This window comes from Planococcus sp. MSAK28401 (assembly GCF_018283455.1).
Lineage (GTDB): Bacteria > Bacillota > Bacilli > Bacillales_A > Planococcaceae > Planococcus > Planococcus alpniumensis.
Genome location: NZ_JAAMTH010000001.1, coordinates 1,318,838 through 1,344,805 on the forward strand (window position 1 = coordinate 1,318,838; position 25,968 = coordinate 1,344,805).

Consider the following 25,968-nt stretch of genomic DNA (forward strand, 5'->3'; position numbering starts at 1 on the left):
TAATTTTGTCTATAGGTGTAAACTATCGTGTAGATTGCTTTTTATTTTGAACAAAGTCAGGGAGTGCAAAATGTCCTCATTAATTAAAGGTACCGCCATTTTAACTTTAGGTTTATTTCTGTCGAAAGTGCTCGGCGTCATCTACATCATCCCGTTCTACAGCATGGTTGGAGCAGATAATATCGGACTTTACCAGTACGCATACATACCGTATAACTTGATGCTTGCGCTGGCGATTTCCGGAGCGCCCATTGCGTTTTCCAAGTTCACGGCTAAATACAATTCACTCGGAGATTACGAAACCGGGAGGCGATTATTGCGCTCAGGCTTGCTGACGATGATGATTACCGGCTTTATATCGTTTTTGGCGCTTTATGTGCTGGCTGAACCGCTCGCGCGTATTACCATTTCGGAAGATGAAATCCTCTATTCGGTAAACGATATCGCTGATGCGATTCGCTGGGTCAGCTTCGCGTTGATCGTCGTGCCGTTCATGAGTCTGTGGCGCGGCTTTTTCCAAGGCTATAACTATATGATGCCGACCGCCGTGTCGCAATTGATCGAACAGATCGTCCGCATCATCTTTCTGCTCGGTGGCGCATTTGCCGTCATTTACCTTTTTGACGGCACGCCGAAGACCGCGATCCAGTTTGCTGTATTGTCCGCTGCAATCGGTGCGCTCGGCGGGCTTGTCACTTTGTATTATTTCTGGCGTAAAAAGAAGCCGGAATATAATCAGCTACTCGCAACATCCGTTGAATCTTATGATGTGCGGTTGCGGGATATGTACCGTGAAATCCTGCTATACGCCGTACCGGTTATTTTCCTCGGCATCGCCAATCCTCTGTTCCAGTTCGTCGATTTGATGACCTTCAACCGAGCAATGGCAGCCGGCAATAATATCATGGAGACGGACCTCCTCGGAATCTTGAATTTGACTGCCCATAAACTGGTCATGATTCCGGTAATGCTTGCGACAGGATTCTCGATGGCGCTCATTCCGCTCATCACGAAGCATTTCACGCGCAACGAACATCTGCAAGTGACGAAAACATTGGACCAGTCGTTCCAGCTGATTTTGTTCTTGACCTTGCCTGCCGTCATCGGCATGACGATGCTGTCGGATGAGCTTTATCATGTCTTTTATCAAGTGAGTGAGATTGGTTCGGAGATTTTGGCGCATTATTTACCGGTTGCGATTCTTTTTGCCGCATTCCCTGTGACAGCTTCCATCTTGCAGGGGATCAATAAACAGAAATGGATCATCATCAACTTGCTCATAGGTCTCGGCTTGAAAGCATTGCTGAATACGCCGCTGATCATGTGGTTCGAGACGGACGGTGCGATCGCTGCAACGATCATCGGCTATGTCGTTGCGATCACGATGAACATGATCGTCATTTCAAAGGCAATGAATTACCGCTCGAAAATGGTGTTCCGCCGCATTTTGCTCATTCTCATCTTGAATGCCGTCATGGCGTTCGCTGTGTATTTTGCAATGAACGGTCTCGATTATATTATCGGCATGGACAATAAATTATTGTCGATGATCCGCATCATCTTAGTCGGCGGGGTCGGCGCTATTGTTTACGGATACCTCAGCTTGAAGACAGGGCTTGCCCAGAAGCTGCTCGGCGCGAGAATTACGCGCATTACAAGACGCTTCGGCTTCTAGGAGGAAATGATATGAGAATCGATAAATTATTGTCGAATTCAGGATTCGGCTCAAGAAAAGAAGTTAAGATTTTACTGAAATCGAAAGCGGTGGAAGTGAACGGCGAAACGGTGCGCGATCCGAAGTTTCACGTTGATGAGAAAGCGGATGACGTATCGGTCGCCGGTGAACCGGTCGTCTACCGGGAGTTTATCTATTTAATGATGAACAAACCGCAAGGCGTCATTTCAGCGACAGAAGACCGCTTCGATGAAACCGTCATCGATTTACTGACGGAAGATGAGCAGCGATTCGAGCCGTTTCCGGTCGGGCGCCTCGATAAAGATACGGAAGGGCTGTTGCTGATCACAAACGACGGCAAATTGGCTCACGAGTTGCTGTCGCCGAAAAAGCATGTCGATAAAACCTATTACGCAAAAATCGACAGCCCCGTAACTGATGAAGACATAGAAGCATTCAAACAAGGCGTCGTGCTCGATGATGGTTACGAAACAAAGCCTGCGCAGCTGCACATTTTACGCAGCGGGGATGAATCCGAAATCGAATTGACCATTACGGAAGGGAAATTCCACCAGGTCAAGCGCATGTTCGAAAGCGTGAATAAGCAAGTGGTGTATTTGAAGCGTTTGTCGATGGGCATGCTCCAATTGGACGAAACGCTTGAGCTTGGGGAATACCGTGAATTGACGGAAGACGAATTAACTAAATTAAAACAAAGAAAATGACCGCCTGGGCGGTCATTTTCTTTGTTTTCAGGACGTCATTTTGACTTTTTTCTCCGTCGTTGTCCATTTGCCCCGAACTGGGCTTTTTATCAGTTCGTTAAAGGCCAACACATTCAAATCCCTTTGAATGGTGCGAGGAGTGATGCCGAATTCATCGACCAGATCCTGTGTGGTCACAGTCCCGTTCTCGAGAATGTACTTGTACATGTCTTTGATTCGAATGAGCATGCGGTCAGTTGTGGGTTTCATAAGTTAAGAACCACTCCTTCATCTTTAATACCAATGGCAAAGACTAGCGGACGCGTGAGTGTGGTGTATACAGCGATTAAGGAATAATAGCGGTAGACAGCTCCTTTTTCTAGAAAATCCGTCAATTTGACTTGTCTGACAATTTGATTATATCGAAAAAACGTCTCAGATTCCATGATTTCGAGTTTTCTTTACTGGAACTTAATATGAATGAAATAGAAAATATCTACAAAAAATAACCGGCTGTTCTTTAAATAATTTGAAAAAGGTGTACAATAGCCATAACAAAAAGGAGTGTGAGGCATGGATTGGCAGCAGGAAGCAGAGCGGCGTAAAGAAGAATTGCTCAGTGAATTGCAGGAGTTGATCGCAATTCCGAGCGTATTAAACGAAGACGGAAATCCTGGCGCTCCTTACGGAAAAGAAGTGCGAGAAGCGCTCGATTGGTTTTTGGAAAAAGGAGAGCGTGCAGGGTTTAAGGTGAAAAATGTCGATAACGTGGCAGGGCATCTGGAGACCGGAGAAGGTGATGAACTTCTCGGAATTCTTGGCCACGTGGATGTCGTGCCGGCTGGAGACGGTTGGACAAAAGACCCGTTTGGCGGCGAGATCGCCGACGGGAAATTGTTCGGGCGCGGGGCCATCGATGATAAAGGCCCGACAATCGCTGCATGGTTGGCGCTGAAAATGGTCAAGGATGCAGGATTCGAGTTCAAGCGTCGAGTCAGGTTAATCATCGGCACTGACGAGGAAAGCGGCTTCCGCTGCGTGGAGCGTTATTTCCAAACAGAGGAAATGCCGGATATCGGATTTGCGCCGGATGCGGATTTCCCAATCATCAATGCGGAAAAAGGCATCGCGGACCTCCAGTACACGCTTGGATCTGCAAAAACCGGTGAATTGCTGGAATTTACTTCAGGTGAACGGACCAATATGGTGCCGGACCGTGCGGTGGCAAAGCTAGCACTGGAAAGCGGCGAGATTGATGCGACCTTCCAGAAATTTTGCGAAATGGAAAAAGTGTCGGGCGACTGTACGTCGTCTGCTGACGGCGCCGTGTTGACTGTATACGGCAAATCGGCCCATGCCATGGAACCCGACGCAGGCGTCAACGCGGGCATTGTGCTCGCGAAATTTTTGCAAGATAAAGTTACGGGAGACGGTTCTGAGTTCGTCCGCTTTATCGCCGATTATTTCAGCGGCGATTCCAGAGGCCGAAAGCTCGGACTCTCGTTTTCGGATGATGCGTCCGGTGACACGACATTCAATGCCGGCATCATGCGGTTCAAGGCGGGAGAGCGTGCCGATGTACGCGTCAGCATGCGCTATTCCGTCAGCTGCCCATTTGATGAATTGATGGCAGGACATCAAATAGAAGGCATTAAAGTGGATATAGTATCCAATTCGCAGCCGCATCATGTGGATGCAGCCGATCCGTTTATTCAAACACTGCAGCAGGCTTACGAGAAGCAAACCGGCGAGCCGGCAGACTTATTGGCGATCGGTGGCGGCACTTATGCACGCGTGCTTGATAAAGGCGTCGCTTTCGGGATGTTGTTTCCGGGAGAACCTGATGTCGCGCATCAAGCCGATGAATTCGTTGATATTGACAATTTGGTAAAAGCAACAGCGATATATGCAGAAGCCATTTATCAATTGGCTTGCAAATAATTACAGGAAAGAAGGAATGGCAATGAAATGGATTTTGTCTAACGGCGAGATTGTAAAAGAACAGGATTTGGAGATTTCAAAAGAAGACCGCGGGTATCAGTTCGGCGACGGCATTTATGAAGTCATCCGCGTTTATGAAGGGGATCTGTTCACGGCAACGGAACACACCGACCGTTTCTATGCCAGTGCAGAGAAAATCCGCATTACGGTTCCTTACACAAAAGACGTATTTCATAAGATGCTCTACGACTTGGTTGAACTGAATCAGATCGACAACGGTCAAGTGTATGTTCAAATTACCCGGGGAGCGGCTCCTCGAAATCATCAATTCCCGGAAAATGCAGAGCCGGTTGTGGTCGGTTACACGAAATCGGTCGAACGCCCTGTGACATTCCTGAAAGAAGGTGTGAAAGCGGTCTTGATTGAAGACATGCGCTGGTTGCGCTGCGACATCAAGAGCTTGAACTTGCTTGGCAATGTTATGGCGAAACAACAGGCTTATGAAGAAGGTTATTTCGAAGCGATTCTTCACCGCGGCGATACGGTAACGGAAGGTTCATCGTCGAATATGTACGGCATCAAAGACGGTGTTCTCCATACCCATCCAGCGACCAACTTGATCTTGAACGGCATCACGAGACGCGTCATATTTGAGCTATGCGACGAATTGGGGATAGACGTAGTGGAGACGGCGTTCACGAAGCAGCAAGCACTTGAGATGGATGAATTTTTCCTGTCATCCACGACTTCCGAAGTCATGCCGGTCACTGAGATTTCCGGTCAGAAAATTGCGGATGGCAAGCCTGGCGAATTGACGCGCAAACTGCAAAAAGCTTTTGAAGCGCGTATTAAATTGGGCGTTATTTCCTGATTCCTGCACTTATTATGCAATCCCGGGACCGGCAAAGAGCCGGTCCTTTTTTTGCGCCCGTCAGTTATAATAAAGTGAGGTGATGATTATGAGCACGCATTATTTTATCGGAATTCGGATTCCGCAAAAAATAGCAGAAAAAATTGGGCAAGCGAGAGATTCCTGGGAGCTGTCTACCCATAAGCGTTTAACTCCTCCTGGAGACATGCACATTACCTTGGTCTTTATTGGCGAAGACCGCTATGGCGAATTGGGAGAGATTGTTGAACGTCTCCGGCAAATTGATCAAGCGCCGTTTCGCTTGCAACTCGACGGCGTGAAGACTTTCGGCAATCCTGAAACTCCGCGCATTGTCTATGCTGCGTTGGCTGACAGCCCTGGGTTGATGGAACTTCAACAGGCTGTAGAGCAACAGCTGTGGCCATTGCAACTGTCTACTGACCCGAAACCTTTTGTTCCGCATATTACACTCGCCAGCCGCTGGAAAGGCGGCGAATTGGCAGGGAACTGGCAGCTGGAAGAACTGGAATTTGAGGTTGATTCATTCTCTTTATTCGAAATTCATCCACGGGAAACCCCGCGATACAAAGAAATCCAAACTTATCGATTGAAAGGCGGCGCTTAAGCGTTAGGGGGGAAATATGGAGATTGTCTTTATCATTAACCCAACAGCCGGCAACGGGGCGGCACTTAGGAAATGGCGCAAGTTTTCCGAAGCGATCGATTTTCCTTTCGAGCAATTCGTCACCCGCTCTCCAGGGCATGCATTTCAATTGGTCGAACAATTGAAAGAGAGGGAACGGAAGACTTTGGTGATCGGCTTTGGCGGAGACGGGACGATGCGTGAAATTGCCGCAGCTGCGGCCGGCTCGAAGCATCTATTCATCGCTTCGGTTCCCGCCGGGTCGGGCAATGATTTCGCGCGTACGTTCAGTTGTTTTTCCTCTACGCAGGAAATCAGCCGTTTTTGGGCAAGCCCTAAAGGCCAGCTGACCGATATCGGTCAGCTGGGCGTTCAACCTGAGCAGCTGTTTGCCAGCAGTTCAGGCCTCGGCTTTGACGCAGCCGTCGCACATGCTGTCAATCGTTCGAGAACGAAGCTGTGGCTGAATAAATTCGGGCTCGGCAAATTGGCGTATTTGATTTTCGTCGTCACGACCTTGTTTGCATTCAAGAAGTTCTGCCTGACGGTCGAATTGAATGGCGCAGTTTATCATTATGAGGATGTGTGGCTCGCTACTGTCAGCAATCAGCCGTATTTTGGCGGCGGTATGAAGATTTCACCTAATTCTTCTGTCCACGATGGCCTGCTCGAATTGACGGTCGTCCACCGTCTGCCGAGATTGAAACTACTCACCGTTTTTGGTACGGTATTTAGCGGAAGCCATACGAAATTTCCGGAAGTCGTACAGTTCAGCGGCAATCATTTTTCGCTCGCCGTGGATCGCCCAGTACCGCGTCATGTGGACGGGGACGACGCGGGAATGGCAGATGCGCAAGAACCACTTGAGTTTTGTGTTTCAGCTAAACAATGGCAACAAGCAAAATTATAAGCAGAAAGAGGATGTCTATACATGAGAGCAAGATATAAACCATGGGCGGCAGAGTTGATCGAAGCCCATCCGGAGATCGTCATTCCTAATCCGGAAGCGCTAAAAGGCAAATGGCACGAAAAGTTTGGCAATGACCGCCCGATCCACATCGAGGCCGGAAGCGGGAAAGGTCGTTTCATTACGGGCATGGCTCAAGCCAATCCGGACATCAATTACATCGGAATTGAATTGTTCGAAAGCGTGATCGTGACGGCGCTTCAAGGGGCGTTAGAGCCGGAAGGCGGCATTCCGAACTTGCGCCTCTTGCAAGTGAATGCACAAGAGCTTGAAACGTTTTTCGAAGCAAGCGAAATCGATCGCGTCTACTTGAACTTTTCGGATCCTTGGCCGAAGACGCGACACGCGAAACGGCGTTTAACGCATGAGAGTTTCCTGAAATTGTACGAGCGTGTGTTGCCTGAAGGCGGCGAAATTCATTTCAAGACTGATAACCGCGGGCTTTTTGAATATTCGCTCACGAGCATTTCCGAATATGGTATGTTATTGAAGGATGTATCGCTGGATCTTCATGCCAATGAACCGGAATGGAATATCATGACGGAATATGAAGAGAAGTTTTTGAAAAAAGGACAGCCGATCTACCGGCTGGAGGCGAAATTCCAGGCGTAACATCAACTCATAAGGGGGAGTTTGTATGCAGAAATTTCAATTTCACGACATGTTGTTAACTTGGCTTGATGGGGGAACGACTTGGCTTGATGGGGGAACGATGTTCGGCGTCGTCCCGAAAGTGGTGTGGTCGAAACGCTATCCTGCAAATGAGCAGAACCAGATCGAATTGCCGACACATCCGATTTTGGTGCAGTTCGATGGGCATAACATCCTCGTCGACAGCGGCCTCGGCAATGGCAAATTGACCGATCGCCAAAAGCGCAATCTGGGCGTTTCCTCGGAATCACTTGTGGAAGAGCAGCTGGAAGAGTTTGGCTTGTCTGCACAAGATATCGACACGGTCTTGATGACGCATCTACACGGCGATCACGCGGCTGGCCTGACGAAAAAACGGGGCGAGGATTACGTGTCTGCGTTCCCAAATGCCAAAATTTACGTGTCAGCTGTGGAATGGGAGGAAATGCAAAACCCGAACATCCGCTCACGCAATACGTATTGGAAAGAAAATTGGGAGCCGATTACCGGACAGGTTGAAACCTTTACCGACAAAGTGACCGTGTTCGATGCCATCACCATGATCCACACGGGCGGCCATTCGAACGGCCATAGCGTCATCAAGTTTGAACAGAACGGAGAGACGATTCTCCATATGGGGGACATTATGCCGACCCATGCCCATCAAAATCCGCTGTGGGTATTGGCATTCGATGATTATCCGATGGACTCGATCTATGCAAAAGACAAGCTGATGAAAGAAGCGCTGCCGGGCAATTTCTATTTCAGCTTCTATCACGATGCCTTTTACCGACTCATCAAATGGAACGAGGACGGCAAAGAAATCGTTGATGCGCTCGAACGCAAAGAAAAAGTGTTTGAATAAAAAGAAAGCAAAACGCCCTGCGGACATATCCGCAGGGCGTTTTAATGTGTTCTTTTATGATTTGGTGACTTCCAAGACGGCTCCTGTATAGGCATCGGCCAGAAACTCGTACTGCTCGAGTTCATCGTCGCGGTGCCGCGTGATGCCGCCTTTATACACTTCCGTCTTGACCGCGTGCTGATTGTAAGGCTCGGTTTTCATAAAGATCCACGAACCGTCGATCGGTCCTTCTTCTTTGAAGGACTGTTTGACTTTCTTCAACACATCATCGGCCGGGTAAAGCGTCTGTTTGTTTTCGTAAACTTCCTTAGCGATATAGGCTGCTGCTGCACCGGCAGCAAATCCAACGAGCAAATCACGATTTTTCATGAAAACCCCTCCTTTGCATTCTGGCTAAATTGTACCATAAAGCGGAAAAATACACCCAATGAACGGTGAACACTCAAAATATTTCGTTAATCGAACTACCTGAACTGGCATTCATAACGAAAAAGCTCTAAACTGATAAAGGATGCACTTACATATTTTATCAAGGGGGAACCAAAATGAACCAGGATACAAGAGTGATGTTTAAAACCTTAACCGAGCTTCCAGGAGCACCTGGCAATGAATACGCGGTGCGCAAGTTCATGCGCAGTGAGCTTGAAAAATATTCGGATGAACTGATCCAGGACAATCTCGGAAGTATATTTGGCGTCAAAAAAGGCGCACACGATGGGCCGCGCGTTATGGTAGCCGGCCATATGGATGAAGTCGGCTTCATGGTAACGCAAATCACTGACAATGGCATGCTGCGCTTTCAACCACTCGGCGGCTGGTGGAATCAAGTCATGCTGGCGATGCGTGTGGACGTGGTTGCAGGAGACCGCATCGTTCCGGGAGTCGTCGGGTCAATCCCGCCGCATCTGCTAGATGAGGCGACGCGCCAAAAGCCGATGGACATCAAGAACATGCTAATCGATATCGGCGCAGATGATAAGGAAGATGCATTGTCAATGGGCGTTCTCCCTGGACAGCAAATCGTCCCATACAGCCCGTTCACGCCGATGGCCAATGACAAGAAAATCATGGCAAAAGCATGGGACAACCGCTATGGCTGCGGATTGTCGATTGAATTGCTAAAAGAATTGCAAGGCGAGTCTTTGCCGAACCAATTGTTCTCCGGTGCAACGGTCATGGAAGAAGTGGGACTTCGCGGTGCGCAGACAGCCGCCAATTTGATCCAGCCGGATATCTTTTATGCGCTGGATGCAAGTCCGGCAAACGATGCGACAGGGGACAAGAACGAATTCGGCCAGCTAGGAAAAGGGGCGCTGTTGCGCATCCTCGACCGCACGATGGTTACACACCGCGGTATGCGCGAATTCATTCTCGATACTGCTGAAACACATAACATCCCTTACCAATACTTTGTCTCGCAAGGCGGGACAGATGCTGGGAAAGTTCATATCGCCAATGAAGGGATCCCAAGTTCTGTTATCGGCATCTGCTCACGCTATATCCATACTTCCGCTTCGGTCATCCATACAGACGATTACGCAGCGGCCAAAGAGCTGCTCGTTAAACTAGTGAAGGCAACAGACCAATCGACGATTGACACAATCAAACAAAACGTCTGATGAAAAGCGGCCCCCGGGCCGCTTTTTGTCTGGCTGCGGATAAAAATTTTACATGAAGCAAAGGAGAGAAACAGATGAAATTATGTGTAGCATCAACCAATCCAGCTAAAACCGGGGCAGTCGCGTCAGCTCTTGAGAAATTAGGCATCCAGGCAGAGATCAACCAGCAAGAAGCACAATCAGGAGTTTCGGCACAGCCTTTTTCTATTGAAGAAACCAAAGCCGGGGCGATCAATCGCGCACATCATGTGCTTGCTGATTGTGACGCTGCAATTGGATTGGAAGGGGGCGTCTTCGAACTCGACGGGACGATGTATCTATGCAATTGGGGAGCCCTGGTTACATCCGATGGAGATGTTTACGTGGCAGGCGGGGCGCAAGTGCCGTTGCCTGCGGAAATTGCCATGCTGTTGCGTGCTGGCGAAGAACTCGGCCCTGTCATGGACCGCTATGCACAGGAAACAGGCATCCGCCACCATAAAGGAGCGATCGGCATTTTGACAGCCGGCAAGTTGAACCGGGTTGAGCTATTTTCTCAAATCGTTGTCTTATTGTTCGGGCAATGGCAAGCAAACAGCGATTAAGTTGCATGTGCCCACAAACATCTTTAAAATGTAGCTAGAAAAGAAAAGCTTATTCAATCATGCCTGTTTCACTGCTTTAATCAGGAAACGGGAAGCCGATGGAGAAAAAGAGGGGGAAATGCTGTGCTTCGAATGGGTTTACAAATGATGTTGTTTTCGTCAGTCCTGGTTCTCGCTGGCTGTGTCAGTCCTGAGGACAATCTGGTGGAAGGCGTTTCAAGCGCCAGGGCGGCATTTGAAGAGGAAGCGCCGAAACCGAATGAAACGGCCGGCGAAACGGAACTCTATGTTCCCGGGGGCTATGAAGTGCAACAGCCTTCAGATGATCATAATGTATTGATCACCCGCGGTAGCCAAGCGTTTGCGTTGTTCCTCAACCCAAACGAAGCACCGGACAGCACGTTCTTCTATGATTTGCAAAAAGCGAAGCCGGAAGAAACCTGGCTTGCGGATGAGAAATTCAGCCAACATGGCCGGTTCGGGTTCGTCACGGTCCGGACGATTGCAGAAGACCGCTATGAATTGGTGGTCAGTTCCGGAGGCGCGAAACTTTCAACGATTACAGAGCAAGCCGCGCTTCGAAACCATATGGAATGGATGATGGAAACCGCCCGTTCCATCGAAGCGGCACAAGAGGAGTGAACAATATGGAAAAATTGCAGTCAGTCGAGCAATTTACGCAACTAGCAAACTCAGAGAATGTCATCTTCATGTTTACAGCTGGATGGTGCCCGGATTGCCGGGTGATCGATCCCATCATGCCTGACATTGAAGAGAAATTCAGCGACTATACTTTTGTCTCAGTCGACCGAGATGAATTCATCGATTTGTGCATCGAAAAAGATATTTATGGGATCCCGAGCTTTCTTGGATTCCGTGGAGGCGAGGAGCAAGGGCGTTTCGTCAGCCGCGACCGCAAGACGCAGGAGGAAATTGAATCGTTTATCTCCAACCTGTCGAAATAAAAGGGAAAACGGTTCTCCTGTATGCAGGATGAACCGTTTGTTTGTGAAAAGGAGGAAAATAGGAATGAAATCCGCCGAGTTATTTACTATACTGAAAGAGCGGGTTGCAAATGACCAGTTGAACTGGACATTGGACCGCCAAAAAGATATCGCAAATGTTAGGCATAAAAAGCTGGGGAAAGGCATGACCATTTCCTTGCCGCAAGTAATCAACCGTTTTGAAACGAAAGGTGATTCAGCGATCGAAGAAATCACTTATACCATTTCCGAGACCTTCCAAGCGATGGAACGCGAGTCAGCTGGGGAATTGCCGGGCGAGCAGCATATTTACCCGGTTATCCGTTCGACTTCGTTTCCGGAAGAATCGCGTGAAGGCCATCGCTTCCTGACTTCGCCCCATACAGCAGAAACGCGTGTTTATTATGCACTCGATGCAGGGACGACTTACCGGCTGATTGATGACAAAGTGTTGGAAAGCCTAGCGCTGACAGCCGATCAAGTACAGGAAATTGCCAAATTCCAAGTGAAGAAGTTAAAAACTACTGTCAAAGAAGACCATGTAGCAGGAAATGTTTTTTACTTCCTGAATGAAAATGATGGTTATGATGCCACACGCATCTTGAATGAAACATTTTTGAAAGACATGAAAAACAAAGTACAAGGGGACATGACCGTCTCAGTCCCCCATCAGGACGTCTTGATCATCGGCGATATCCGCAACGAGACCGGATACGACGTGCTTGCCCAGATGGCAATGCATTTCTTCACGAACGGCAAAGTGCCGATTACATCCTTATCGTTCGTCTATGAAAACGAGGCGCTTGAACCGATATTCATCTTAGCGAAAAACAGACCCGAGAAGGAGAACGATAAAAAATGAATGCATTCTATAATAAACAAGGCGTCGGCGATGTGCTGCTTGTCCAATTGACATTGGACAAGCCGGAAAAAATCCATACGGAACAATTTGGGGATGTGACTTTGATCAAAAATGGCCAGCAGGAAATCGCCGGTTTCAACTTGTTCCAAGCAAGCGATTATGCAGACTTGCCGGAAGGTCAGCCTGTAGAAGTGACGGAAGCACTCGTGACGGCGCTTCAAAATGCATTGGAGAAAAACGGTGTCTCCCATACGCTGGAAGTTGATTTAACACCAAAATTCGTTGTCGGCTATGTAGCGTCGAAAGACAAGCATCCGAATGCCGACAAATTGAATGTGTGCCAAGTGGCAGTCGGCGAAGAAACCTTGCAGATTGTTTGCGGTGCGCCGAACGTAGAAGCAGGCCAAAAAGTGGTCGTCGCTAAAGTCGGGGCGGTCATGCCTTCTGGTATGGTTATTCGTGATGCAGAACTGCGCGGCGTCGCTTCTAGCGGAATGATTTGCTCAGCGAAAGAATTGGACTTGCCGGATGCGCCGGCGGAAAAAGGAATTTTGGTATTGCCGGAAGATGCGCAAACAGGATCTCCATTTGAAATGAAGGTGTAACGATGAGCTGGATGAAAAATATGTGGAATAAAATGTTCACAGAAGACACGGAAACAGAAGAAAAGCCGTTTGTGCACAGTGAGGAAATACAGCATTCCCAGACGAAACCACAGGACAGCAAACCGGCCCCGTTCCGGTTTCCGCTTATTTCTGATGAAGAAGCGAAAGGCATGCCTGTAGAAAACCGTAAACCTGAACGAAGGGAAGAAAAGCCGCGTTTTGATGCGCCTTTAAAAGAAACGGAAGAAAAACCATACGAACTCGATGCCTTGGAGCCGAGTGGTAAATTGCCGAAACCAAATGCAGGGCGCAATAAGAAAAAACGCCCCCATGTGCCGAAAACAGCTGAACCGCAAGGCCTTGATTTGCCGGGCAACACGACGCGGCGCTTCCAGCCGACGCGTGTAGCTTCCCCGGTGCACGGATTTACAGACCGTCCGGCGCCAATCGATGAATTATTGGAACAGGAAGCGAAAAAGAGAGCCGAACTTGAACGCAAAAACGATTGGTCGCAGCGCAGCCTGCAAGAATTGTACAAGAAGAGCGATGATCGGTTGCCACAGGCGAAAAAACCGAATTCCACTATGGAAACAACGGTGTATAAGCCTGTAGAACAAAAAGAGCAGGCTCCCGAAACGGCATCTGCCAGTGAAAAACCACATGAGAATGCATTAGCGGAAGAAGACCAGCAAGTGGAAAAAAAGCCTGAACCGCATTATGAATGGGCAGACCGCAGCCTTCAGGATTTATTGCCGAAAAACCAAAAAGTTGACCAAGAACCTGAAAAAACGCCTGAACAAGAATCTGAACAAGCGGAAGTGACGGTATACCGCACAGCCGATCAAGAACAGCCTTCAAATGAGTTGGCGGATGCTGGCAACCCTGAAGAAAATGGCGAAGTCTTCGAGGAAGGCACAGGCAAAGGCGGCCCAACGGCAATTGTTGAACCGCCTGTAACGGAATCAAAAGCGCATGAAAACACGGCGGTAACTGCAAAGCCGGAATCCGAGCGTGAAGACCATATACATAGCCCGGATCCGAAACCAGTATTGCCGCAGGCGAAAACACAGGATAAAGGCAAAAAAGAACGAACAGTGCCATTCAATGTGTTGATGTTGAAATCGGATAAAGAACGTTTGCCGAAACAGCAGCAAGCTCCGATAGCGGAAAAAAAAACGGCATTAATAGAGGAAACCGCAGCTGAACCAGCAAATCTTACTGATTCAAGCCATGCTGGTTATCAATTGCCCGCGCAAGAGTATCTCTTAGAGCCTGAGAACGACTTGAAAGATGAAACATGGATGGAAGAACAGGGCCATCGCCTAATCGAAGCTTTGTCCCACTTCCAGATCAAGGCGGAAATTGTCGGAACGGTGCAAGGGCCGGCCGTCACCCGTTTTGAGCTGCGTGTCGCGCAAGGAATCAAAGTGAGTAAAATCCGCAACTTGGCCGACGACTTGAAATTGGCGCTTGCGGCACGGGATATCCGCATACAAGCCCCAATTCCTGGGAAAAGCTCTATTGGCATCGAGATTCCGAACCGCCAAAGCCGCGCAGTGCGCTTGTCGGAAGTTATCGGAAGCCCGAACTTCAAAGCATCGGATTCACCGCTTGAAGCAGCACTCGGGCTCGACCTGGCCGGGAATCCAGTTACGCTTGATTTGCGCAAGATGCCGCACGGTTTGATCGCGGGTGCTACAGGCTCCGGAAAAAGCGTATGCATCAATTCGCTGCTCATCAGCCTGCTGTACCAATCCTCGCCGCGCGACTTGAAAATGCTCTTGATCGACCCGAAAATGGTCGAGTTAGCTCCTTATAACCATATTCCGCATTTGGTCAGCCCGGTCATCACAGACGTCAAGGCAGCGACCGCTTCCTTGAAATGGGCAGTGGAAGAAATGGAACGTCGTTATCAGCTATTCGCCCATACTGGGGTCCGCGATTTGGATCGTTACAACAAAATGGTCAATGACAAAGGACAGCCGGCACAACATCTGCCGTATATCCTGATCGTCATCGATGAATTGGCCGATTTGATGATGATGTCGCCTTCGGATGTGGAAGATTCCATTTGCCGCATCGCCCAAAAAGCACGTGCCTGCGGAATCCATTTGGTAATTGCTACCCAACGCCCATCTGTGGACGTCATCACAGGCTTGATCAAATCCAACATTCCGACGCGCATCGCTTTTTCTGTCTCGTCGCAAGTGGACAGCCGGACGATCTTAGATACCCAAGGAGCAGAGCGTTTGCTTGGGCGAGGGGACATGCTGTATTTGGGGAACGGCATGGCCGCACCGAACCGCTTGCAAGGAACTTTCGTGACGGATGATGAAATCGAAAAAGTCATTGCCCATGTCCGTGCGCAAGGAGAGCCCGATTATATTTTCAAAGAAGAGGAATTGATGCAGCGCAGCCAGTCGCCTGCCGAACAGGATGATTTGTTTGAGGAAGCCTGCCGGTTTATCATGTCACAAGGAAGCGCCTCGACTTCATTGTTGCAGCGGAAATTCCATATCGGCTATAACCGGGCCGCGCGCTTGATGGACCTGATCGAAGAGTACGGGTTCATCTCCGAACAGAACGGCAGCAAAGCGAGAACGGTGCTAATTACGGAAAGCGATATCGAAGAAGTGTTCCGTTGAACCTAGAAGCCGCCAGAATTACAGGAATTATTGATTATTTCAGTGCCTCTATACTTTGTGATATAATCGGAGCATTGTGAAAAACTACCCAGCTATTGATTCCGCATCGGCGGTTTGACTAGACTAATTTTCCACTCCCACAGGAGGTTCATTTATGACAGTATTACATTTTACGGGCATTAAAGGCTCTGGCATGAGCGCGCTGGCCCAAATCATGCATGATATGGGCGAGTCGGTACAAGGTTCTGATATCGCGCAGCATTTCTTCACGGAAGAGCGGCTGCGAGACAGAGGCATCACGATTTTGCCTTTCGATCCCGAAAACATTTCGCAGGACATGACAATCGTCGCCGGGAATGCATTTAACGACGAACATCCAGAGCTGGTCAAAGCCCGTGAAAGCGGCGCGACCATCATCAGGTACCATCAATTCCTTGGCGATTTGATGAAGCAATACGTATCGGTCGCCATCACCGGCGCACACGGGAAAACTTCGACGACCGGGCTTATGGCACATGTGCTGAACGGCTATAAGCCAGTTTCTTACCTAATCGGTGACGGAACAGGGTCGGGCCAGGAAAATTCCCATTTCTTCGTAGCGGAAGCATGCGAATACCGCCGCCATTTCTTGGCGTATCACCCGGATTATGCGATCATGACCAATATCGATTTCGACCATCCCGATTATTTCGGCAGCGTTGACGATGTCTTCAAGGCATTCCAGGAAATGGCGCAGCAAGTGAAGAAATGTATCATCGCTTGCGGAGATGACGAATATTTACAGCAAATCCAAGCGCCGGTTCCGGTCGTCTATTACGGTTTTGGTGAGGAAAATGATTTCCAGGCACGTAATATCGTCAAAACGACGGAAGGCACGACGTTTGATGTCGTTATCCGTAACGAATTCTTCCATACGTTCACCATTCCGATGTACGGCGACCATGCTGTACTGAATGCACTCGCTGTCATTTCACTTTGCCAGTATGAAAGCATCCCGGCGGATATCATCCAGCGCCAATTCGTGAGCTATGAAGGCGTCAAGCGTCGCTTTACGGAGACGGTCATCGATGACCGTGTGCTGATCGATGATTATGCACATCATCCGACAGAAATCCGTGCCACTTTGCAATCGGCGAGTCAGAAATATCCTGAGCGCGAGCTGATCGCGATTTTCCAACCGCATACATTCAGCCGCACCCAGACCTTCCTCCAGGAATTTGCTGATTGCCTGCAGGAAGCAGATCATGTCTATTTATGTGATATCTTCGGTTCAGCAAGAGAAGAAGCGGGTACTTTAACGATCCGGGACCTTCAGGAAAAAATCGAAGGCAGCCAGCTCCTTCAATTGGAAGACATTGGAAAACTAACTATCCACAATAACGCAGTATACCTTTTCATGGGAGCTGGAGATGTAACGAAATTCCAGCAAGCCTATCAAGAAGTATTGACCATACCGAAAAAAGCCTAACCATTACATATGGTTAGGCTTTTTCTTTTGGTGAATAAAAAAGTCATTACGAACATAAAAATATTCGGCGAAGTGGGAGGGCATTTAAAAGCTTTTGCCGAATAATAAATTAGTGGCGTGTTTAAACCCATATAGGGCAGGGTAGAAAATAGGTATACAAAATTTAACTAAACCGAAGGAGGAAACAGAAATGGATTGGTCAATCTTGCTTTACATTGCCGCGATTGTTGCTGCTGTTGGATTTTTAGTTTTATGCGTAGCGCTGGCGATGACTTTGAATTCACTCAAGAACACATTGAAAGAGGTTTCCGGCACTGTTTCAGGGCTGGAGAATCAATTGCAGGGAGTCACGTTGGAGACGACGAACTTATTGCATAAGACGAACGAACTTGCAGAAGACATCACAGTCAAATCAGAGAAATTGAATGGGGTTGTCGATGCAGTTAAAGGCGTCGGAAACTCCGTAACAGACCTGAACTCTACAGTACGCCACATCACTTCACGCGTCGGCGTGCAAGTTGAGCAGAACGAAGATAAAATTGCTCAAGTGGTCCAGTGGAGCAATGTTGCAATGGGCATTGCTGATAAATGGAAAGAGCGCAAAGTATATCAAACACGCAGCACAGAGCAATACACGCCGGTTCCTGGCCAGAAGAAATTGCCAGGCAGCAGCGATCAGTACTAATACCATCAAATCACCAATATAATGGAGGAATGAACAATGGGAAAAAACAAAAATACTTATTCGAAACCTGATTATAATGAATCCCAGTACAATGGCGAGTATTATACGCAAGGCGGCAAATACAGCGACCAAGGCGGACAATACGAACAAAGCCAATACGTACCGCAATCATACGGTTCATCAAGCCGCTATGACGATCTATACGATTACGAAGAATCGAACGGCGGATCAGGCTTCTTAACAGGCATGATCGTCGGCGGTCTTGTCGGAGCGGCGGCAGCATTGTTCTTCGCGCCTAAAGCAGGCAAAGAGTTGCAAGCTGACTTAAAGACACAAGCGACTACTATCAAAGAAAAAGCGCAACAGTCGAAAGACACAAGCGATTCAAATGACGGCCCTGGTTTCACTCAGCAATTGAAAGAGCAGTCGACAAAAGTGGTCGATAAAGTGAAGAACATGAAAGGCAGCAATTCACCGATGGATGACGGTACCGCTTCATCTGAAGGCGAGGAAAGCGTAGAATTGCTGGAAACAGTACAAAACAAAGTAGATAACGGCGACAAAGCCGGAAACGATGCGTTCACATCTACAGCTAATGCTTTGAAAGAAGCGGTTGAAGAAGTGAAGGAAGAAAACAAATCAAGCCATAACGACTCGAAGACATCAGCAGGTACAAATGCATCTGCAAGCCTTCAAGGTTCAGCTGATGCAAAATCTTCCTCAAGCGCTAAAGGCTCTACATCTTCACAAGGGTCTTCAAATGCCAAAGGCTCTTCAAATTCACAAGGGTCTTCAAATGCAAAAGGGTCTTCTAATTCACAAGGATCTTCAAATGCAAAGGGGTCTTCTAATTCACAAAGCAATCAGAACAAAAAGAATTAATTTTGGGAGCGGTTGAAATGGAAAACTTTGTACATGTAAGAAACTTGGATGAGCTTAAGCAAGCGGTCGGCAATGAACAGCATTATTGGCTCCTCAAGCATAGCAGCACTTGCCCGATTTCAGCAGGCGCATGGAAAGAATATTCAGAGTATGCCTCATTGCATCCCCATCAGCTATTCCTTTATCTAGTCGTCCAGGAAGATAAAGAACTTTCGACGTCAGTTGAAGAAATTACTGGGGTTCGCCATGAGTCTCCTCAACTCTTCCATTTTGCCAGCGAGCAGGTTGACTGGCATGCAAGCCATAACAAAATTAAAAGCAAAGCGATGGAGGAATTCATCGCCTAGCCCAAATGCTTAAACAGGAAACGCGGATGGACTTGTTCCATCCGTTTTTCTATGGAAAAAATATTTTCTATAAAGGCTGTGAACCCCGCTGCGAGTACATTCTAGCTTCGATAACTGTAGCGAAAACGCTTTAGCGCGTTGAATCGCTAAACAAATCTCGTGACTTTGCTGAATAGTTTGCTTATAATGGTCATATCGTGTTAATATGACACCTATTATAGGGTCACTCTTGAAAGGGGAAGTGTAGAATGAGTCAGACAGAATTGGAACAGCTTAGAGAACAAGTGGATGCAGTAAACCTGCAAATTCTTTCTCTTATCAACGAGAGAGCTTCTGTGATCCAAGAGATCGGGAAAATCAAGGAAAAGCAAGGTGCTGCAAAATACGATCCATTACGCGAGCGTCACATGCTTAATCTATTGAAAGACAATAACAATGGTCCACTCGATCAAAAGACGGTCGACCATATTTTCAAGGAAATCTTCAAATCGGCACTCGATATGCAAGAAGAGGATAGCCGCAAAGCACTTCTCGTTTCCCGTAAGAAAAAAGCGGAAGATACGATCGTTTCCGTCAACGGCGAGAACATCGGCGAAGGCGCACCATCATTCATCTTCGGCCCATGTGCTGTTGAGTCGCAAGAGCAAGTTGACCAAGTGGCACAAGCTATCAGCGACAAAGGATTGAAACTGATCCGAGGCGGGGCATATAAGCCGCGTACATCGCCATATGATTTCCAAGGCTTGGGCTTAGAAGGCTTGAAGATGCTGAAAAAAGCAGCTGACCAGTACAAGCTGGGTGTGGTATCTGAAATTGTTACACCGCATCATTTGGAAGAAGCACTGGATTATGTGGATGTCGTCCAAGTCGGTGCACGTAATATGCAGAACTTTGAACTATTGAAAGCTGTAGGGCAGATCAACAAACCGGTGCTATTGAAGCGCGGCATGTCTGCTACGGTCGATGAGTTCATCAAAGCAGCTGAATACATTATCGCCAACGGAAATGACCAAATCATCCTTTGCGAGCGGGGCATCCGCACATACGAAAAAGCGACGCGCAACACGCTGGATATTTCCGCGGTGCCGATCTTGAAACAAGAAACGCATTTGCCGGTATTCGTAGATGTCACGCATTCTACTGGCCGTCGCGATTTGCTATTGCCTGCAGCTAAAGCGGCAATCGCCATCGGAGCTGACGGCGTGATGGCAGAGGTTCACCCAGATCCTGCAGTCGCACTTTCTGACGCACAGCAGCAAATGAGTTTGCCGCAATTCGATGAATACTACGATTCATTGATGAAATTCATGAAGCAGTACGAATTGAAAGTATGAGCAAAAGCCGGACTCGTTCCGGCTTTTTTGTGTTTTAAAAGCCAGGCAGCGGGAAAAGGTCATGGAATAAGTATTTAAAGATGGACAGTTTAATGAACTTTCCAGGTAAGTGCTGCTGCATTACATAATAAGAGTTGATATTCATAAAGCGGTTATCGTATCATTGAATGAAAGAATGGAACAGGAGGGAGCAAAATGACCGTTACGATTTATGATGTGGCACGTGAGGCAAATGTTTCCATGGCTACCGTATCCCGGGTAGTGAATGGCAACCAAAATGTAAAACCAGCCACAAGAAAAAAAGTACTGAAAGTGATCGAAGAACTCGGCTATCGTCCGAATGCCGTAGCTCGCGGGTTGGCGAGCAAGAAAACAACAACGGTCGGCGTCATTTTACCGGATATATCCAATAGCACGTATTCTGAATTGGCACGGGGCATCGAAGATATCGCGACAATGTATCGCTACAATATCATCCTGTCCAATTCTGATCAAAACCCGAACAAAGAGCTTCAATTGCTTGAAACGATGCTCGGCAAGCAAGTGGATGGCATCGTCTTCATGAGCGATGTGATTTCCGATGAATTGCGCAAGGAGATGGAACGTTCCCCGACACCGATCGTATTGGCAGGGTCGCTCGATGATACAGCATCGATCGCTACTGTGAATATCGATTATTACGCGGCGGCCTATGAAGCCGTGCAAAAATTCATCGATAGCGGCCATAAGAAAATCGCTTATATTTCAGGGCCCTTGTCTTCTGAAATCAACCGTGAACATAAGCTGAAAGCTTATCAGGATGCATTGAAGGAAGCAGGGCTTGATTATGACGAGCGCCTTGTCGTCGAATGCAATAACACATACGAAGAAGGCCTTGAAGCCGTGAGTACGTTGGAATCCATTGAACCGACAGCATATTTTGTCAGCAATGATGAAATGTCGATCGGCGTCATCCATGCAGTGGAAGCGCTCGGTAAAAAGATTCCAGAAGATGTGGAAGTGATCACTTATGAAAACTCCAAGCTCGCTCGCATGGCACGACCGATGTTGACAGCTGTGGCACTGCCGCTTTATGATATCGGCGCGGTGTCGATGCGTTTGTTGACAAAATACATGAACAACGAAGAAATTGAAGAAAACCAAGTTGTGCTGCCTTACCGCCTCGAAGAACGGCAGTCGACGAAACACGAGTAGCCTATAGTGGCTGCCGCTGGCCAATAGAAAACCGCCCTTGCGACGGGATTGAATCCAATCCTGAAGCAAGGGCGGTTTTTTTATTTAAGCTGCGGAATATTCCGACTACATAAGCCGTGATTTATTGGTTGCGAATCATATACAATGCCTTATCGAGCATTTGCTGGTTTTTTTCGGTGATTTCCTCTTTTCGGGGAATCGGCTTATACATATTCTCTGGATCTTCCCATGTCTCGATCAAGGGTACAGGGGAATCGGGCTGCCAGCGCTTGAGCCATGCTTCAGGCAGCTTCCCGTGGGGCAACGGATGGCTGTTCATTTCCATCCATAGCAGCGACCAGGCGCGCGGCACGACCCGCCAGATGTCATAGCCGCCGCCGCCGACCGCAATCCACTTGCCATCGCAAAACTCATGCGCCAATTCATGGGCAATCTTCGGGATTTCGCGGTAAATTTCCATTGTGCTGCTCAGATGGGTCAAGGGATCCAAATAATGCGCATCGGCGCCGTTTTGGCTTAAAATAACATCCGGCTTAAAATGTTCGACGATTTCACGCATGGCGGTCCGGTAAATGTCCAGAAACGATTCGTCTTCCGTGAAGGCATCGATCGGGAAGTTGAATGAAGTCCCGTAGCCTTGGCCGCTTCCGCGCTCGTTGATATTGCCGGTGCCAGGGAAGAGATAGCGGCCCGTTTCGTGGATTGATACTGTGCACACCTCTGGATCGTCATAGAAGCACCATTGCACACCGTCGCCGTGATGGGCGTCCGTGTCGATATACAGGACGCGTGCGCCGTATTTCTCTTTCAAATAATGAATGGCGACTGAACTGTCGTTATAAATGCAAAAACCGGACGCCTTTCCACGGAAGCCATGATGCAAGCCGCCGCCGAGATTCAAGGCATGTTCTGCCTTGCCTTCCATCACTTGGTCAACAGCGGTCAATGTGCCCCCGACCAAACGCGCACTCGCTTCGTGCATGTTTTCGAAAATTGGCGTATCTTCCGTACCGATGCCGTATCCTTCGCCGGCTTCTGGCGTGACTTCGCCGCGGCTCGCTTTTTTGACGATATCGATATAGCGCTGGTCATGCGCGAGCAATAGTTCTTCATCTGTCGCAGTCCGTGCAGGCACAATCAACTCTTCTGGAAGAGCGTCCATTTCCCTGAGTAAATCAATAGTAAGAATGAGCCGTTTTTGGTTGAACGGATGCGTATCAGAAAATTTATACCCCAATTGATCTTCTGAATAGATGAAGACAGCGTGTTTTTTCATTCTTGCATGAGATTCGGCCATAAGACATCGAAACCTTCTTTACGCAGATCTTCAATGATGGAAATGGGGTTCATCGTTTTGATACGAAAAGCCAAGATCTTATTGGAATTGTCTTCCCGGTCAGGGTAGACGAGTACGCTCAATACATTGACTTTGTGCTCGTAGAACACTTTGCTCACTTCATAAAGGGCGCCTGAACGGTTCGGGACTTTAATTTCGATTTGGGAGCCCGGTTGGTGTGCGCCGGTCAATTCGATGTACGTATACAACAAGTCGGTTTCTGTCAGAAAGCCGACGAGTTCATTTTGGCTTACGACCGGAAGGCAGCCGATCTTCTGTTCATAGAACAGCAAGGCAATCTCTTCGACAAAATCGAGCGGATGGGCAATCATCGGATTTTTGGTCATGATCTCCGATACTTTCTTTTTATATGGTTCGCCTTTTGGAGACACCGTGAACATGGAAGGCATGGCATCTTTCAAGTCGCGGTCGGTGACGATGCCGACAACTTTCCCGTCATCGACGATGGGCGCGTGGCGGATCCGTTTTTCTTCGAACAGATCCAGTACGTCTTGGACGGTCTGGTCTGAGCGCAGCGTGAAAACATCTTTCTTCATGATTTCTTCTACTAGCATACAAACACCCCTTCATTAATCAGTACATATAGCGGTTCATGAAACGCAGCTGGTCGAATTTTTGGACCGATTCTGGATCGACGCGAGAACCGATGCGTGCCATCAACGTGTTGGCTGGATGCGAGCTGATTTCCGGATCATCTGTGGCGAAATATTCGAGACCGCCCGCTTGCATCATCTTTTCCATAATCTTTCGATATTCCCATACATTGAGCCCTGTCCCTTTTAAATCCCAATGCCAATAATATTCAGTTGTGATGACGATGAAATCATTAAAGGCATCATCCATCATCGATACTTGCAGCAGCGCTTTACCGACGCCAGTCCCGCGGTATTTCGGAATGACTTCAATCGCCCCGAGCTCGATCAAATTTTCCATCTTCCCCTCGGACCAGCGTTCAAGCGGGTCCGGATAGAGGTATGTAACATACCCGACAATCGTGTTTTGATCGCGCGCAATCAAAATGCGCCCTTCCGGCAAGTCCGCAATTTCCGTGATGGCTTTATGCTGCTGTTCCGGTGGGCGGAAAGCGACCAAGTCTTCATGGAAATCAAGCTCTTTCAATTCCTTTGATGGGACCGGTCCTTCGATGATGAGCGGCCCGTGTTTCGTTTTCAATTCCATCGCATTATACGTCTTCTTATGTTCCATCATTTCACCGCCTGTGGTTGCAATTAGCTCCATTATACATGAAGGGCAGAAGGAAAAGAAAGTTGCTTGGATAAATACACCGTATTTTCTAAAGAATTAAAATTATTAGCATTTCCCTTCCAGGTTGATGTAGAATATAGAGAAACAAAGGGAAAGGGTGATTTAGGTGAAAGTGGAAGCATTGCCAGCAAAACCAGGAGAGCATTACTTACATAATTACGAAGAGCAGTCGGCGGGTTTCGATTGGTCGGAAGTTGAAAAAGAGTTCAGCTGGTCCCAAACGGGAAAAATCAATATGGCCCATGAGGCGATTGACCGCCATGCTGAATCAGACCGCAAAAACAAAGTCGCTCTCTATTATAAAGACCAGCATCGTCATGAAACCTATACATTCTATGAGATGAAACGCATGACGAACCGTGCGGCTAATCTCTTGAAATCACATTCCGACTTGGAGAAAGGAGACCGCATCTTCATCTTCATGCCGCGTTCTCCTGAATTATATTTCCTCATGTTCGGCGCACTTAAGATGGGGTTGATCGTTGGCCCGTTGTTCGAAGCTTTCATGGAAGGGGCCATCTATGACCGTCTGGATGACAGCGATGCAAAATCGATTATCACAACACCGGAATTGCTGCCGCGCATCCCGAAAGACCGCCTTCCGAACTTGAAGACAATCTTCCTTGTGGGGGCAGAAGGAGCCGAAGAAAGCGGGGGGCACGTTGATGTGCTCAAGCATCTCGATTCCTGCTCGGATCAATTCGATGTCGAATGGCTCGAAAAAGAAGACGGATTAGTGCTTCATTATACTTCCGGTTCTACAGGCAAACCAAAAGGCGTCCTGCACGCGCAATACGCCATGGTGCAGCAATACCAGACAGGTAAATGGGTTTTGGATTTCCAGGAGCAGGACATCTATTGGTGCACCGCTGACCCTGGCTGGGTGACGGGAACGGCTTACGGTGTGTTCTCTCCATGGCTGAATGGCGTCACGACTGTCATTCTCGGTGGGCGCTTTTCTCCGGATGCTTGGTACCAAGCAATCGAAGATTTTGGCGTCACGGTCTGGTACAGCGCCCCGACCGCGTTCCGCATGTTGATGGGCGCAGGGGATGCATTAGTGAAAGAATACGACCTGTCGACATTGCGCCATGTTTTGTCCGTGGGCGAGCCGCTGAACCCAGAAGTGGTCAAATGGGGAGCGCAAGTTTTCGATAAACGGATCCACGATACATGGTGGATGACGGAAACTGGTGCACAAGTCATTTGCAATTACCCATCGATGGCGATCAAGCCAGGTTCGATGGGTAAACCGATCCCTGGCGTCGAAGCAGCGATTGTCGATGACCAAGGCAAGGTATTGCCGGCCAACCAAATGGGCAATCTGGCCATTAAAAAAGGCTGGCCATCCATGATGCGCCAAATCTGGAACAATCCGCAAAAATACGATTCTTACTTCTTAAATGATGAATGGTATGTATCGGGCGATTCAGCTTATATGGATGAAGACGGGTATTTCTGGTTCCAGGGAAGAGTGGACGATGTTATCATGACGTCAGGCGAGCGTGTCGGGCCATTCGAAGTCGAAAGCAAACTACTCGAGCATCCGGCAGTCGCTGAAGCAGGGGTCATCGGAAAACCTGATCCGGTGCGCGGGGAAATCATTAAAGCGTTCGTCGCGCTAGTAGAAGGCTACGAGCCATCCGATGAATTGAGCGAGGACATTCGGCAGTTCGTCAAGAAAGAACTGGCCGCCCACGCAGCACCGCGTGAAATCGAGTTTAAGGACAAGCTTCCGAAAACGCGAAGCGGCAAAATCATGCGCCGTGTACTGAAAGCTTGGGAGTTGGATCTGCCGACTGGCGATTTATCCACAATGGAAGATTAGAAAAAGCCCCTCT

General features: G+C 48.3%; 27 protein-coding genes. 22 read left to right on the forward strand and 5 right to left on the reverse strand.

Features of this window, described 5'->3' with window-relative positions:
• Positions 1–70: 70 nt before the first annotated feature.
• Together G3255_RS06750 and G3255_RS06755 are read left to right on the forward strand one after the other, a co-directional pair.
• Entirely contained in the window at positions 71–1,675 is a 1,605-nt protein-coding gene (locus tag G3255_RS06750; RefSeq protein ID WP_211653803.1) for a putative polysaccharide biosynthesis protein, read from the forward strand.
• Positions 1,676–1,686: 11 nt separating this feature from the next.
• Positions 1,687–2,400 (forward strand): pseudouridine synthase, encoded by a 714-nt coding sequence (locus G3255_RS06755; protein WP_211653804.1) that lies wholly within the window; start codon positions 1,687–1,689, stop codon positions 2,398–2,400.
• A 27-nt stretch (positions 2,401–2,427) separates the two neighbouring features.
• Here the strand turns inward: G3255_RS06755 and G3255_RS06760 are convergent, their stop codons facing one another.
• Positions 2,428–2,649 (reverse strand): DeoR family transcriptional regulator, encoded by a 222-nt coding sequence (locus G3255_RS06760; RefSeq protein ID WP_058381140.1) that lies wholly within the window; start codon positions 2,647–2,649, stop codon positions 2,428–2,430.
• Positions 2,650–2,952: 303 nt separating this feature from the next.
• On the opposite strand from G3255_RS06760, the gene pepV reads away from it, so the two are divergent.
• The 6 genes from pepV (at position 2,953) to G3255_RS06790 (ending at position 8,296) form a co-directional block, all read left to right on the forward strand.
• Complete coding sequence (gene pepV / locus G3255_RS06765) at positions 2,953–4,320, forward strand: dipeptidase PepV (protein WP_211653805.1); 1,368 nt, start codon at positions 2,953–2,955, stop codon at positions 4,318–4,320.
• Between the two features lie 22 nt (positions 4,321–4,342).
• Positions 4,343–5,191 (forward strand): D-amino-acid transaminase, encoded by an 849-nt coding sequence (dat, locus tag G3255_RS06770; RefSeq protein WP_211653806.1) that lies wholly within the window; start codon positions 4,343–4,345, stop codon positions 5,189–5,191.
• Positions 5,192–5,279: 88 nt separating this feature from the next.
• Entirely contained in the window at positions 5,280–5,816 is a 537-nt protein-coding gene (gene thpR / locus G3255_RS06775) for an RNA 2',3'-cyclic phosphodiesterase (protein ID WP_211653807.1), read from the forward strand.
• A gap of 16 nt (positions 5,817–5,832) precedes the next feature.
• On the forward strand, positions 5,833–6,744 hold the full coding sequence (locus tag G3255_RS06780) for a diacylglycerol/lipid kinase family protein (protein WP_211653808.1): 912 nt from the start codon (positions 5,833–5,835) through the stop codon (positions 6,742–6,744).
• Between the two features lie 21 nt (positions 6,745–6,765).
• Complete coding sequence (gene trmB, locus G3255_RS06785; protein WP_211653809.1) at positions 6,766–7,413, forward strand: tRNA (guanosine(46)-N7)-methyltransferase TrmB; 648 nt, start codon at positions 6,766–6,768, stop codon at positions 7,411–7,413.
• A gap of 25 nt (positions 7,414–7,438) precedes the next feature.
• On the forward strand, positions 7,439–8,296 hold the full coding sequence (locus tag G3255_RS06790; protein WP_211653810.1) for a YtnP family quorum-quenching lactonase: 858 nt from the start codon (positions 7,439–7,441) through the stop codon (positions 8,294–8,296).
• Positions 8,297–8,350: 54 nt separating this feature from the next.
• Here G3255_RS06790 and G3255_RS06795 read toward each other — a convergent pair whose 3' ends face one another.
• Positions 8,351–8,665, reverse strand: coding sequence for a PepSY domain-containing protein (locus G3255_RS06795; RefSeq protein WP_211653811.1), 315 nt, complete (start codon positions 8,663–8,665; stop codon positions 8,351–8,353).
• Positions 8,666–8,841: 176 nt separating this feature from the next.
• Here G3255_RS06795 and G3255_RS06800 point away from each other — a divergent pair, with 176 nt between their 5' ends.
• From G3255_RS06800 to ccpA, 13 genes are all read left to right on the forward strand, one after another.
• Positions 8,842–9,915: a M42 family metallopeptidase gene (locus G3255_RS06800; RefSeq protein WP_211653812.1), complete on the forward strand. Its 1,074-nt coding sequence runs from the start codon at positions 8,842–8,844 to the stop codon at positions 9,913–9,915.
• Positions 9,916–9,989: 74 nt separating this feature from the next.
• Positions 9,990–10,499: a DUF84 family protein gene (locus G3255_RS06805; protein WP_211653813.1), complete on the forward strand. Its 510-nt coding sequence runs from the start codon at positions 9,990–9,992 to the stop codon at positions 10,497–10,499.
• A 132-nt stretch (positions 10,500–10,631) separates the two neighbouring features.
• A complete protein-coding gene (locus tag G3255_RS06810) occupies positions 10,632–11,141 on the forward strand; it encodes a hypothetical protein (RefSeq protein ID WP_211655785.1) in 510 nt (169 codons plus the stop codon).
• 5 nt (positions 11,142–11,146) lie between these two features.
• A complete protein-coding gene (locus G3255_RS06815; protein ID WP_211653814.1) occupies positions 11,147–11,464 on the forward strand; it encodes a thioredoxin family protein in 318 nt (105 codons plus the stop codon).
• A gap of 64 nt (positions 11,465–11,528) precedes the next feature.
• A complete protein-coding gene (locus G3255_RS06820) occupies positions 11,529–12,344 on the forward strand; it encodes a DUF1444 family protein (RefSeq protein ID WP_211653815.1) in 816 nt (271 codons plus the stop codon).
• Positions 12,341–12,949, forward strand: a complete 609-nt coding sequence (ytpR, locus tag G3255_RS06825) for a YtpR family tRNA-binding protein (protein ID WP_211653816.1) — start codon at positions 12,341–12,343, stop codon at positions 12,947–12,949. Before G3255_RS06820 ends, ytpR begins: the two co-directional genes overlap by 4 nt.
• Before the next feature lie 2 nt (positions 12,950–12,951).
• Positions 12,952–15,594, forward strand: a complete 2,643-nt coding sequence (locus tag G3255_RS06830; protein WP_211653817.1) for a DNA translocase FtsK — start codon at positions 12,952–12,954, stop codon at positions 15,592–15,594.
• Positions 15,595–15,748: 154 nt separating this feature from the next.
• Positions 15,749–17,062, forward strand: coding sequence for a UDP-N-acetylmuramate--L-alanine ligase (murC, locus tag G3255_RS06835; RefSeq protein WP_211653818.1), 1,314 nt, complete (start codon positions 15,749–15,751; stop codon positions 17,060–17,062).
• A 190-nt stretch (positions 17,063–17,252) separates the two neighbouring features.
• Complete coding sequence (locus G3255_RS06840) at positions 17,253–17,747, forward strand: DUF948 domain-containing protein (protein WP_211653819.1); 495 nt, start codon at positions 17,253–17,255, stop codon at positions 17,745–17,747.
• A gap of 36 nt (positions 17,748–17,783) precedes the next feature.
• On the forward strand, positions 17,784–18,629 hold the full coding sequence (locus G3255_RS06845) for a YtxH domain-containing protein (protein ID WP_211653820.1): 846 nt from the start codon (positions 17,784–17,786) through the stop codon (positions 18,627–18,629).
• Between the two features lie 17 nt (positions 18,630–18,646).
• Positions 18,647–18,976: a bacillithiol system redox-active protein YtxJ gene (gene ytxJ / locus G3255_RS06850; protein WP_211653821.1), complete on the forward strand. Its 330-nt coding sequence runs from the start codon at positions 18,647–18,649 to the stop codon at positions 18,974–18,976.
• A 248-nt stretch (positions 18,977–19,224) separates the two neighbouring features.
• Entirely contained in the window at positions 19,225–20,310 is a 1,086-nt protein-coding gene (locus tag G3255_RS06855) for a bifunctional 3-deoxy-7-phosphoheptulonate synthase/chorismate mutase (protein WP_211653822.1), read from the forward strand.
• Between the two features lie 195 nt (positions 20,311–20,505).
• Positions 20,506–21,504, forward strand: coding sequence for a catabolite control protein A (gene ccpA, locus G3255_RS06860; RefSeq protein ID WP_211653823.1), 999 nt, complete (start codon positions 20,506–20,508; stop codon positions 21,502–21,504).
• 121 nt (positions 21,505–21,625) lie between these two features.
• Here ccpA and G3255_RS06865 read toward each other — a convergent pair whose 3' ends face one another.
• From G3255_RS06865 to G3255_RS06875, 3 genes are read right to left on the reverse strand one after another with little or no spacing between them, the layout of a single operon-like run.
• A complete protein-coding gene (locus tag G3255_RS06865) occupies positions 21,626–22,801 on the reverse strand; it encodes an acetoin utilization protein AcuC (protein ID WP_442757073.1) in 1,176 nt (391 codons plus the stop codon).
• On the reverse strand, positions 22,777–23,415 hold the full coding sequence (locus G3255_RS06870) for an acetoin utilization AcuB family protein (RefSeq protein ID WP_058381120.1): 639 nt from the start codon (positions 23,413–23,415) through the stop codon (positions 22,777–22,779). Before G3255_RS06870 ends, G3255_RS06865 begins: the two co-directional genes overlap by 25 nt.
• 19 nt (positions 23,416–23,434) lie before the next feature.
• A complete protein-coding gene (locus G3255_RS06875) occupies positions 23,435–24,067 on the reverse strand; it encodes a GNAT family N-acetyltransferase (RefSeq protein ID WP_211653824.1) in 633 nt (210 codons plus the stop codon).
• Positions 24,068–24,233: 166 nt separating this feature from the next.
• On the opposite strand from G3255_RS06875, the gene acsA reads away from it, so the two are divergent.
• Positions 24,234–25,955, forward strand: coding sequence for an acetate--CoA ligase (gene acsA, locus G3255_RS06880; RefSeq protein ID WP_211653825.1), 1,722 nt, complete (start codon positions 24,234–24,236; stop codon positions 25,953–25,955).
• Positions 25,956–25,968 lie beyond the last annotated feature (13 nt).